14 protein-coding genes are annotated in these 10,940 nt (G+C 44.4%); 2 read left to right on the forward strand and 12 right to left on the reverse strand.

Annotation, left to right across the window (positions count from 1 at the left end; translation table 11 throughout):
- The 12 genes from ENI34_02060 to ENI34_02115 form a co-directional block, all read right to left on the reverse strand.
- On the reverse strand, positions 1 to 1,392 hold a 1,392-nt coding region (locus ENI34_02060; protein ID HEC77911.1), incomplete at its 3' end, for a hypothetical protein.
- A 301-nt stretch (positions 1,393 to 1,693) separates the two neighbouring features.
- Positions 1,694 to 2,113 carry a four helix bundle protein gene (locus tag ENI34_02065; GenBank protein ID HEC77912.1) on the reverse strand — a complete coding sequence of 140 codons (420 nt, stop codon included), beginning with the start codon at positions 2,111 to 2,113 and terminating at the stop codon, positions 1,694 to 1,696.
- Positions 2,114 to 2,179: 66 nt separating this feature from the next.
- Positions 2,180 to 2,899: a polysaccharide export protein gene (locus ENI34_02070; protein ID HEC77913.1), complete on the reverse strand. Its 720-nt coding sequence runs from the start codon at positions 2,897 to 2,899 to the stop codon at positions 2,180 to 2,182.
- Positions 2,900 to 2,902: 3 nt separating this feature from the next.
- Positions 2,903 to 4,198, reverse strand: a complete 1,296-nt coding sequence (locus ENI34_02075; GenBank protein HEC77914.1) for a hypothetical protein — start codon at positions 4,196 to 4,198, stop codon at positions 2,903 to 2,905.
- An 8-nt stretch (positions 4,199 to 4,206) separates the two neighbouring features.
- Positions 4,207 to 4,491: a TIGR04076 family protein gene (locus ENI34_02080; protein ID HEC77915.1), complete on the reverse strand. Its 285-nt coding sequence runs from the start codon at positions 4,489 to 4,491 to the stop codon at positions 4,207 to 4,209.
- Between the two features lie 2 nt (positions 4,492 to 4,493).
- The gene (locus ENI34_02085; GenBank protein ID HEC77916.1) at positions 4,494 to 4,832 is read right to left on the reverse strand and encodes a hypothetical protein; all 339 of its coding nucleotides are present in this window, start codon (positions 4,830 to 4,832) and stop codon (positions 4,494 to 4,496) included.
- Between the two features lie 5 nt (positions 4,833 to 4,837).
- A complete protein-coding gene (locus ENI34_02090; GenBank protein ID HEC77917.1) occupies positions 4,838 to 5,179 on the reverse strand; it encodes a hypothetical protein in 342 nt (113 codons plus the stop codon).
- A 412-nt stretch (positions 5,180 to 5,591) separates the two neighbouring features.
- Entirely contained in the window at positions 5,592 to 6,986 is a 1,395-nt protein-coding gene (lpdA, locus tag ENI34_02095) for a dihydrolipoyl dehydrogenase (protein HEC77918.1), read from the reverse strand.
- Between the two features lie 11 nt (positions 6,987 to 6,997).
- Positions 6,998 to 8,137: a geranylgeranyl reductase family protein gene (locus ENI34_02100; protein HEC77919.1), complete on the reverse strand. Its 1,140-nt coding sequence runs from the start codon at positions 8,135 to 8,137 to the stop codon at positions 6,998 to 7,000.
- 68 nt (positions 8,138 to 8,205) lie between these two features.
- Positions 8,206 to 8,601, reverse strand: coding sequence for a four helix bundle protein (locus ENI34_02105; GenBank protein HEC77920.1), 396 nt, complete (start codon positions 8,599 to 8,601; stop codon positions 8,206 to 8,208).
- 50 nt (positions 8,602 to 8,651) lie between these two features.
- On the reverse strand, positions 8,652 to 9,590 hold the full coding sequence (locus tag ENI34_02110; GenBank protein HEC77921.1) for a radical SAM protein: 939 nt from the start codon (positions 9,588 to 9,590) through the stop codon (positions 8,652 to 8,654).
- A 15-nt stretch (positions 9,591 to 9,605) separates the two neighbouring features.
- A complete protein-coding gene (locus ENI34_02115) occupies positions 9,606 to 10,496 on the reverse strand; it encodes an NAD(P)/FAD-dependent oxidoreductase (GenBank protein ID HEC77922.1) in 891 nt (296 codons plus the stop codon).
- Here ENI34_02115 and ENI34_02120 point away from each other — a divergent pair.
- Complete coding sequence (locus tag ENI34_02120; GenBank protein ID HEC77923.1) at positions 10,468 to 10,653, forward strand: hypothetical protein; 186 nt, start codon at positions 10,468 to 10,470, stop codon at positions 10,651 to 10,653. The genes ENI34_02115 and ENI34_02120 overlap by 29 nt on opposite strands.
- Positions 10,654 to 10,774: 121 nt before the next feature.
- Positions 10,775 to 10,940 (forward strand): hypothetical protein (locus ENI34_02125; protein ID HEC77924.1); only part of this gene is annotated, 166 nt, incomplete at its 3' end.

Consider the following 10,940-nt stretch of genomic DNA (forward strand, 5'->3'; position numbering starts at 1 on the left):
AATCTCGTCTTCAGGCACGTTCTTCAATTTCTGCTGAAGGGCGTCGATCTGATTCTGCACACCGTCGATCTCGGTCTTGATACTCGGCACACGTTTGGCAATCTCATATTTCATCTGGTCCTTGAGTCCTTCAAGCTTTGCCTTTACCTCAAGCACCTTGGGATGATTGGCTGAATACTCTTTCAACTTACCCCTGAGATCGGCTTCCACGGCAAGGAGCTGGGAATAGAAGTTCTGGAGCACCGGGTCAGAGATCAGGGTCGCGGCGAAATTCACAGTAGTATCCATTTCCGAACCCTCACGGGTGAGATAGGCTTCAAGGTCTTTTAATATCTTGCGTTCGATCTCAAGCTGACTCTTGCGCGATTCAAGCTGGGAGACCTGGGAAATGAGCGCCTGGGTTGATGCCTTGAGATCAGTGATACTCTTGGTCTCTTTGAATTTCTGAACCTTTACTTCGAGCTCACTCAATTTTTCCTGATAAACAGAAAGCTGGGATTCAATGAACTGGCGTGACTGGATGTATTGAAGGGACTTTTCATTTATGTCTTCCCTGATAATCTGGTCGGCGAACGCCCGGGCGATTCGCAGGGCGTCTTCAGGGCTGCCCCAGAGAATACTTATTCTCAAAATTCCGATTTCAGTATTATAGACCCGGGGATTGGCGCTGACGAGTTTTTTTGAAGCGCCCTCACCGGAAAATGGAACTCCGGAACTCGCTATACCTTTTTCAATCTTGTCGGTCTCAAGCAGCTTGATTGCAAGAGAGTTACGCAGGGCAAGGGTGATCTTGTTGCGCGGATATACGGTCAGCTCTAAGGTCTTTGCTCTTGAAATTATATCCCGGGGAATGACCTTTAACTCAAAGAGACCGCAGTCGATAAATTTATTATATCCTGCACGGGCAACGACATCACCGTCTTTATATAAAGTAAATTCATCTTTTGATATCTTTAATTTAAAAGGTCCTAAAGGTTTTTTAAAATCCTGTTTAATGCGTGTTTCAACCTCAATATGGGAATTACCGTTCTTTACATAGGCAAAGAGTCGAAGCGAATCGGCGATCTTCTCGGCAAGGCGCACACTCAAGAGATTGGAGATCACCCGCTGGGTCACAGCACTCATCTGCATACCGGTTTCCTGAAACTGGCTGAAAACACCCTCAACCACTTTTTCCTGAGACACACCCAGGTCAAAGGTGGCTTTATAGATCGGAGTATACGGCTTGGTGAACTGGGAAATTACAATGCCAAGGAATACAGGAAGGGCGATGTAGAAGAAGAGCTTTCTGCGGCGCAGGAACTTATTCCACAGGTCATAGATATCAATGGGCCGCTCTTCTTCAGGATAGCCGATCGGCTGCTGCATAGGGGTGTTTGGGGAGCTATTCATGGCGAAAGGCTAAGGGGGAAAGGGAGCTGCGCTGGAAGGGATGCGAGGCATGGAAGGGAGCTGCGCTGGAAGGGATGCGAGGCATAGAAGAGAGCTGTGCTGGAAGGGATGCGAGGCATGGAAGGGAGCTGCGCTGGAAGGGATGCGAGGCATAGAAGAGAGCTGCGCTGGAAGGGATGCGAGGCATAGAAGAGAGCTGCGCTGGAAGGGATGCGAGGCATAGAAGGGAGCTGCGCTGGAAGGGATGCGAGGCATAGAAGGGAGCTGCGCTGGAAGAGAGCCATGGTCGGAGAAATACATATCAACACCTCGTTTTTGTTTTTAATTTCAAACTCTTGGTGGCTTTGTGTTCATTACGAGATCTCTTAATTTTTCTTATCATTCTATTGAGTAAGAAATTAATTTCGTCCATTCGTTTCTTAAATGACTGAAAAACATTGTTACTTATATACCGGTTCCCGAATGCTTCTTCAAAGTGATTACTTAACTCAAATAACGAAGCTCTACTGCGTTCATAAAATGTTAATTTATCATTGAAGTGAAATCGACCGAATCCTTCACTTATTTCTGCGGGAATACTGCGTGCAGAACGGCGCATTTGACTACACAACTCATATTTCTCATCCTCAGGAAAATTCCGTACCAAATGGGAAACATCCACTGAAAGTTCATGTGCTTTTTTCCATACTAACAGTTCTTTAAAGGTTTTAATTCCTTTCATAAACACTTCTGTTCGTAGAACCACTTCCACTGCGGAGCAGTCATTTCCATTCCATATCGCTTCCAGCTAATCAAGTCGCTGTATCGTCAGGTAGAGGTTGGCGGCGGTGAGGGCGAGGGTGGCGAATTGCAGAACCGCGGTCCAGTTTATCGTGAATTTCTTCGATACATAAATCCAGTCGCCGGATTTCAATTCGTAGTTTTGAACGGTTATTCCTTTTTTAAGAATCCGATCCACATCAATCGTCGAGGTGATGATCTCTCCTCTTTGAGAACGCACCACTTTAACCTTTTTTAAATTCGCACGGGATGTGGGACCACCGGCAAGTGCGATATAGTCGGTAATCCGCAGCCCCCGCTGATACTCAACTGCACCGGGTCTCAATACCTCACCGAAGACCGAAACATACGGCAGTGTCGGACTCTTTAAAATCACAGAGACCACAGGATGGGTATAATATTCCCTGAGCTTCTCGGCGATCACGTCTTCAGCCTGTTTTATGGTCAAACCGGCGACCTTCACCTCACCGATCAAGGGCATTGAGATATAACCGTTGCGCATCACCACAAGGGTACGCGATAATTCTTTTTCTCCAAGGATCACCACTTCCAGCACATCACCGGTCTCAATCGTATGTACACCGGATGACCCGGCATCAGTCATAATGTCCGAATTCTTCTCCGCCTTTTTCTGAACATCGGTCAAATCCGCAGACCCGGCGTGGAGAAATGATACAAGGAAAAAACATAACAATATGATATTCACAGGTCTTTTTCTACTTTTCATTATTCAAATATTAGCCGAATTTGTAAAAAAGTCAATACTATTCTTTTTAATTGAATAAGAGAGACCGAAGAAAAGCCAGTATAAAAAAATGAAATAATGGCTTTTGTAAACTTTAAAGTAAAGGGAACCGAGTATCAGTAAGGTAGATGCGAAAAATGTAGTAGAAGTAACAACCCGTGAAAATCCATCAAACTGGAATGAAAGGCTACCGGTCTCTACAAGAAGCCAGATAGTAAATAAACTAACAAACAAAAGACCTGGAATACCGGTTTCAATTAGTAAAGCTGATATCTGATTGGCCGCGATCTTACGATTGTCGAAGTTACCGGCAAGTTTTTTCCAGTAACTTTTTTTTGTCGCGCCAAAACCATAACCGAATATAAAACCATTATCTTTTTGAACAAGTCGTTTAATGGCAGCTCCAGGAGCTCTCATTCTGCCCGTAGTATCGGGAGATAGAACAAACTGGTTTTGCGCCGCGACTCCAATCAACGAAATATATCTCTTCGTTGTAGTTTGAAAAGGAGGTAATAGAAAATATAAAACAGTAATAAATAAACCAGTGAAAAGGAATGCTGCAAGAACAGGTTTGAAAGTCTGCGTCGGAGCATAAAACAAAACAAAAAGGAATGAGTAAGGATATAAAAATATTCCCATCTGACTATTACCGAATATTATCGGTAAGCTGAAAAGAGGCACCAAACCGAGTAGAAATACTCTTTTCTTATAGAAGACATAGAGAATTATTACAAGTACTGTCCCTATACTACAAAGAAAAGCCATACTCGCAGTAGCTCCTGCCGACAGAGTACCTACACACCAATCGCCGAGAGTCCATAAGGCACACTGAACCGCACTGATCGGAACCTGGAGGAGAATAATACCCAGTATAAGAAAGATTAACCACTTTATTTCCGTTTTAGACAATCCTAAATTTATGACGGCGAAGCCAAAAATAACAAATCTTATGTAATCCTTAACTTGCAGCAAAAATGTCAGCAAATTTATCGAGTTGACTATTGAAGTAACCAAACCCCACAAGAAAAAAAACATAATCAGATAGTAAACTTTAGGGAAAGAAAGTAATCGTCTCAAACCATAACTACGACAGCAATAAATACAAGAAAAAATAAAAAGCAAAAGAATCCCTGCTTCAGTAATCCAAAATAACTCATACGGCAATATCTTAAAGGTGTGAATAAACAGACCGGCGATAACAAAGTGGTAAATAATAATACATGCAACCAAAAAACCTTTATAATTCCTTTTAAAAAATTCTGAAAGTCTCCACAGACTCATCTTCAAACCTATTGCGACCTGGTAATTTCAAACACCACGGTTCCACCATTGGTCTGTTCACAAGGATCTAAACACTGCACATAGGCGGCATTTTCTCCTAAACCGAGCTCTTTTGCTGAAACACCGTGGCTCAATGCCGTATAATACGGCATTATACTCGCCAGGGAATGCATACAAATCGCATTCTCAGATTTAAGTTTAAAACCACTTTTAATATAAAATACATCACCTTTTTTATAAACAGGACACGAACCGTTTATTTTATAAACCTCAATTTTAAGATCCCACGGCATATTCACGGCATCACCACACTATTATAGCTCTCACTGTTCAAACTGAGCACCACCCTGATAAATCGGGCACATTCATCAGCAGAAAACCCCTTTAAATATCTTTCAGCAAACAGCTCACGGAAACGAAGAAGCTCATAACGCAGGCTGTTACGGCATTCACAAATCATCAAATCCAGGATCTCGAACGCCCTTTCAAGTGCGTTTTCTGCTTCTTTTGAATCATTACGAGCAAACATATTTTTTGCACGGTTCAATTCATTCGACAGCATAAGGAGCTGTTTATGTACGGGAAATTGAGCCCAGCGTTCAGCAAGTCCTTTATGAAATTTAAGTTTGTACATTGCTCTCACTCAGTGATTAATCTGTAAACAATATCCTTGATCTTTTCACGTATCTGCGGGTCCTCCACCTCCATACTTCGATTGTCCATTGAAGGACGAATATTAATCAATGCGGTATATTCTATCCAGTCTTTTTTCTCTTTACTCAAGAACAGATTTATTCCCCAGAGGTCTTCTTGCTGACTGCTGTTGTCGAGAAGCAGATATTCCAGGTCTGCATGCAATTCACCGTTGATCGCCATTATCCCTTTTCTGATGTCAACGACCGCCTTAATCATTGTTTTGAAGAATTTATTATAATTCTCAATAATGGTTTGCTTTGGGGTCGGGGTCGTCAAAATCTTCATCAGTTTTATCAGGACAGGCTACCGCCCTTGTCAGTTCTGCGACTGACCGCACAGATGCAATCAGGTAATATACCCATTATCATATAAAAGCTCCTCTCTATGAAAAGGAGCGTCTTAAATAAGCAATTTAACGAAATTATACGAAAAATAATAACTTTGTCAAGTCATTATATAAAAAGGTGTAAAATAATCAACTGAAAAAGCTACGTAATATTACATAGGTATTTTTACGGAGGGGGAAGAGGGAAACGGGGAAAGGGTGAAACGGAGAAAGGGGGAAACGGTGAAAGGGAGAAAGGGAGAAACGGAGAATGGGTGAAAGGGGGAATGGGAGCTGCGCTGGATGAAAGATCACCCCCACCTTAATCCTCCCCCCTCAAGGGGGAGGAGAATAGGGGTAAGGGCGGCGGGGTTAGCGGTTGATTATGTGAATCGCCTTTTTGTAAAAATTCTCCGCAGCTTCACAGAGCGGCTCGGTCAGGGTGGGATGGGGATGTATGGAAGAAGCCAGGTCTTCAACTGACAAACCATTGTCCAGGGCGATCACGGCCTCACCGATGAGGCTCGAGGACTCTGCACCGAGAATATGCAGACCGAGAAGCCTGCCGGTCTCGTCGCCGACGATCTTTACCATTCCCTCGGGTTCTTCCATTGCAAGCGCTTTGCCGCAGGCACGGAAAGGAAATTTACCGGTCTTTACTGCATAACCCTTGTCCTTTGCCTGGCTCTCAGTAAGTCCGACACTGGAAAACGGCGGAATCGTAAACACACAGGAAGGAATGTTCTTCGAGCCAGCCGGAATTTTTCCGCCACCAATCAGTTCAGCAACCATTATCCCCTGATGCGTCGCCTTGTGTGCAAGAAGCGGTGGTCCGATAATGTCGCCGATAGCAAAAATATGTTTTATATTCGTCCTGAACTCTTTATCAACGATGATGAATCCTTTTTTGTCTTTTTCAATACTGATATCTTTAAATGCTGAATCATCAGGTCTTCTACCCACAGTAACAAGAATTTTATCAAAGAATGCATTGAATTCCGTGTCTTTTTCTTTAATAGAGACCTCCACCCTATTATCTTTTTTACGCCAGCAGTTTATCCGGGCGTTCAGGTGAATCTTGATACCCTGTTTTTCAAGAAGCCGCTTGAGCTGGGTGCAGAGTTCAGTCTCCATCCCCGGCAGAATCTGCTCCATAATCTCAACGACCGTCACCTTGCTGCCGAGATGCTGATAAATACCCGCCATTTCAAGACCTGAGGCACCGGCACCGACAACAAGCAGTTCTCCAGGAACCGCAGAAAGTTCAAGGGCATCACTGGTGTCAATTATAAAATTATGGTCGAATTCAAAACCGGGCAGGGACGCAACCCGGGTACCTGTGGCGATGACAATAAAATCAGCCTGAAAAACCTCTTTATTTTCAGTGGTCTCAACTACAACCTGATGTTCATCTATTACTTTAGCAAACCCCTTTTTCAGCACTATTTTATTAGACTTAAACAGATATTCAACCCCTTTGCGCAGCTTCATCACCACACTGTTTTTCCAGGAACGAAGTACCTCAAGGTTATATCCTCTGTACTCAAGGTCAAACCCCAGTTTTTTCGCTTTTTTAAAGCTTTCTGTAAGCTCAGCGGCATAGCCCAGTGCCTTGGTCGGAATACAACCCTGATTAAGGCATAATCCGCCCAATTCTTTTGCTTCAATCACAAGCACCTTTTTCTGCAGCTGGGCGAGCCTGATGGCGCAGGGGTATCCTCCAGGTCCTGCACCGATGATTATTACATCATATTTTGTCGTATCCATTGCCTGCCTTTCTAATCTTCGGGTATTTTTAATAATGAACCGAAACTCTTTAGACAGAAAAATATAAAATTTGAATGATAATCAAAATCAATACGCGGAATGAGAAGGTCGACCCAGAACCGGTGTTTCTTCACGAAATCAAAGAGCGCCTCGATCTCGTCATTGTTCAACTGACCGGCGATCCTGCGCAGACGAATCCCGATATCGATCTCTGAAGCCAGGGCACTGCGCCAGGTTAACTCGTAATCATCCAGGCTGCCGTGCTCTTTAATCACTTTGACCAATTTTTCAACGGCGATTTCTGAACAGAGAAGGCCGAAAAAGATTCCGCCGCCTGTGGTCGTCTTTATCTGACCGGCTGCTTCGCCGAGCGCAATAATCCTGCCGCGTATACTCTTACGCACCGGACCAAAGGCGATCGGCTTTATCTTGATTTCGCTGTCATTAAGTTTATCGGCAGAGAACGAGAGGCAGGACTCCAGCATCTTTTTGAGCCAGATCTTACCCCTGCGCAGGAGCACGACGCCCACCCGTGAATTATTCGTGCCGGCGGGAATGACCCAGCCGAATGAACCCGGTGCGAACTTCTTGTTTATATGAATCTGGATATTCGTCTGTGAAAATGAAAACGGCAGTTCAATCTGCGAGCCGTAGAGAAAACGCGGGGGTCTGCCCAACCCTACTTTTTTATGCAGGTCATAATTAACGCCGGTTGCAAGAACCACTGCTTTTGCCTGGTATCTTCTTCTACGCGACACAACCGTGTAGACCTTACCTGAACTTTTTATGTCCGTCACCTGCTGGTTTAATCGCACATCAACGCCCACACGTTTTGCGAGTTTAGCCAGACCGCTGTCAAATATAGAACGGTCCACGACATAGGCGAAAACATCGTTTGAATTATATTCCAATCTCTTTCCCGATGGAGAAAAGAACGTCGCTGAATCTATGCGCGAAAGTATTGCTTCACCGGGTAGGTCGAATTTTTTGAAGGCACGTTTACTTATAACACCGGCGCATATCACATCCTTTCCAATCTCTTTTTTCTTATCGATTAAACAGACCGATAAACCATAATCAGCCAGCCTGTATGCAGTATAAGAACCGACTGGTCCGGCACCGACGACAACAACATCATACTTTTTTCTCACGCCATATTATACATAAAAATATGACGGATTCAATTATTTATTTATGATTAAGGAGCGGTTTGAATCAATCAGTTGCCCTGTTTGATCATACCGGTGATCTTGTCGATTATATCCTCGTATGTATTGTTCAACTTCTCAGCCTCTTCAGCCGTGATGATCCCGGCCTTCGCCGCAAAATCGATCTGCGCCTGGGCTTCAGTAGCATTCACCGCTGCATCATTGAGACTTCCGATAAAGGTATCGGTCTCACAGCGGTTCTGCCACGCCTCGGTCAATTTTTCACACACAGCACTTGAATACTGAATTATCTTGCTGTGTAGTGAATGGGGACCGCCGCGCGGAAATCCCTGGGACAGTTCGAAGATTCTCAATGCCACTTCAAACGCCATTGAATAGACACTACGGCACAGAAGAAGCTCTTCTACTATGTTCGGTGTAGCTTTTTCTTTATTTTCAGCAAGCATTCTATTAGATTATTATATTCAGGAGAAGGCAAAAGTCAAGGGGAAGGGGGTTAGGGGTCGATGTAGGAGTAGCTTTTGGTGAGTCTGGTCTTTTCTGTATAGTGTCGCATAATATATTGTCCGCAATTGCTGCCGATCTGATTCTCTTCGTTCTCGCCGATGCTGATGAGCACTTCAAAACCATATTCCCGCAACCTTTTGATAAGGGGATATTTTCTGTCCGGTCTTTCTGAATCGATGTAGGATGCAAGACGATTCTTTACAGCCTGATATGTAGGATTGACCGGCGTGAATTTCATCAAAAATCTATCCGAAGGGAATTTTTCGGCGAGAACTTCCGGTCGCAAGGGAATTCCGACACCAAGCGCAAAGTTCAGGGTTATCTTCCTGTCCCCTTTTTGATAAAATCTTGCACCGTATTTACTGATCTCATCCAGTGTCCATTTCGATACCGGCATCAACCGATCGCGCACTTTTTCATCAGTTGAATGGACTGAAAACTGCATCTGGAACCTTCCGCCGCCGTAAAATTCACCCTTTATGTTCAAGAGTTCTTCAAAAAAATCAGCGGCGCTGCGCGGCGCAACCGTTGAAATACAGGGCATCAAACCGGGCGCGTCATAACGGTGCACCAGTTCCCGCAGTACATCAAGAAGAGCCGTATTCAATGACGGCTCTCCCATTCTTGCGAATTGAATCTTGAACTTTTTCACCGGGATTTTGAAATCCGGATATCTCTTTGAAACGAGAAAATCTATCTGACTCAAAATCTGCTCTGCGGACAGGGCGCCCTTATAATTCCCTCCGGCATCACACATTATACACTTTATAGGACAGCCGATCGAGGTGGAAATTATCAAAACCCATTTTTCTTTCCAGGATAAAGGAGGCTGACGGGACTCGACGAACTCAACGAGCTTGCCCGCCCCGAATTCACAGATATAAACCCTGGCAAGGGAATCATTGCCAAAAGAGTTCAATACCTTCAATCCAATCTTTTTCATTCAACGCCTCTCCCCTATGCCCAGGCGCGCTGCAATCCTCATCGCCGCCTCAATCCCGTCACCCACGGCGATCGCCGCCTGTCTGAATCTTCCTGCTTTGACATCACCGATGAAATAGAGTTTATCATCGCCTCCTGGATATTTTTTCAGGAGAGACGGCGATAAAAATCCAAGCGACGGTTGCCTGCCGATTGCAAAGAGCAGATAATCACACACAAGGGAAATTTCTTTATTCTTCTTCAACAACTCAACAACCAAAGAATCGCCTTTCCGAATGAAATTCAGGAGTCGAGTATGCGGAAAATAGGTTATCTGATTCCTGTAGTCGCAGCTTCTTATTCTTTTATATAAAAGAGGCAGGGCTTTTATTTCTCTTTTCCGATTGATAACAATAACCCGGTTCTTGGAGCCGAGATTCAGGGCGTAATCAAATGCCGCATCACCGGCGCCGACAATCAAAATTTTCTTATTCTTCATCCGTCTGAGCCGGATAATATCGAAAAAAATCCTTGAATCATCAAGCTGTAACAAAGACGGATCAGGCGACTTCGGTTCTGTTCCAGAAGCGATTATCAATATCTCTGAATAATACTTTTTACGGGTCTGTATAAGAAAGAAATTTTTTTGCCTGACGACCTCAACCACTTTTTCCGATATCACATTGATCGACCATTCACGAAGATGGCAGACAAACCGCCTGACGAGTGCCGGTCCTGATATGCCACGGGGAAACCCCGGATAATTCTCCACACATCGAGCGTTATTGAGCAGACCACCCGGCTTTTCTCCTTCAAAGAGCAAAGGGGTTATGCCTGAACGCTTTAACTGGACCGCCGCGGCAATACCTGCGGGCCCGGCACCGATGATCGCGACTTTTTTCTTCCTGTACACAGTGCCATTATATCTGAGATGGGAAAAGAGTCAAGGCGGAGGGGAAAGGGAGAATGGGAGAAACGGAGAATGGGGGAAAGGGGGAAACGGAGAAACGGAGAAAGGGAGAAACGGGGAAAGAGAGAAAGGGAGAAACGGGGAAAGGGAGAAAGGGTGAAATGGGGAAAGGGGGAAAGGGAGAAAGGGGGAAACGGAGAAACGGAGAAAGGGAGAAAGGGGGAAATGGAAATAGGGAAGCAAAGATTGACTAATATTCTTTTTTTGTTATAATTATAGTTGTGAGAGAGAATCGCCTTGCAACAATCCTCTACGCTGATCTTACAGGATTCACAAAACTGACAGCCACGCTCGGCCCGGAAAAAATCACCGAACTCGTCAATGAATGTTTCAAGATCATCGATAAAATCATCCATGTCCACGACGGAACAATACTACGCCATGAAG

It is taken from the genome of candidate division WOR-3 bacterium (assembly GCA_011052815.1).
GTDB lineage: Bacteria > Hydrothermota > Tepidihabitantia > SM23-42 > SM23-42 > DRIG01.

What these genes read in the sequence shown, in the direction of transcription:
- ENI34_02065 (HEC77912.1), bottom strand. Translation starts at nt 2,113, where the DNA reads ATGAAAGGAATTAAAACCTTTAAAGAACTGTTAGTATGGAAAAAAGCA.
- ENI34_02070 (HEC77913.1), bottom strand. Translation starts at nt 2,899, where the DNA reads ATGAAAAGTAGAAAAAGACCTGTGAATATCATATTGTTATGTTTTTTC.
- ENI34_02075 (HEC77914.1), bottom strand. Translation starts at nt 4,198, where the DNA reads ATGAGTCTGTGGAGACTTTCAGAATTTTTTAAAAGGAATTATAAAGGT.
- ENI34_02080 (HEC77915.1), bottom strand. Translation starts at nt 4,491, where the DNA reads ATGCCGTGGGATCTTAAAATTGAGGTTTATAAAATAAACGGTTCGTGT.
- ENI34_02085 (HEC77916.1), bottom strand. Translation starts at nt 4,832, where the DNA reads ATGTACAAACTTAAATTTCATAAAGGACTTGCTGAACGCTGGGCTCAA.
- ENI34_02090 (HEC77917.1), bottom strand. Translation starts at nt 5,179, where the DNA reads ATGAAGATTTTGACGACCCCGACCCCAAAGCAAACCATTATTGAGAAT.
- lpdA (HEC77918.1), bottom strand. Translation starts at nt 6,986, where the DNA reads ATGGATACGACAAAATATGATGTAATAATCATCGGTGCAGGACCTGGA.
- ENI34_02105 (HEC77920.1), bottom strand. Translation starts at nt 8,601, where the DNA reads ATGCTTGCTGAAAATAAAGAAAAAGCTACACCGAACATAGTAGAAGAG.
- ENI34_02120 (HEC77923.1), top strand. Translation starts at nt 10,468, where the DNA reads ATGATCGCGACTTTTTTCTTCCTGTACACAGTGCCATTATATCTGAGA.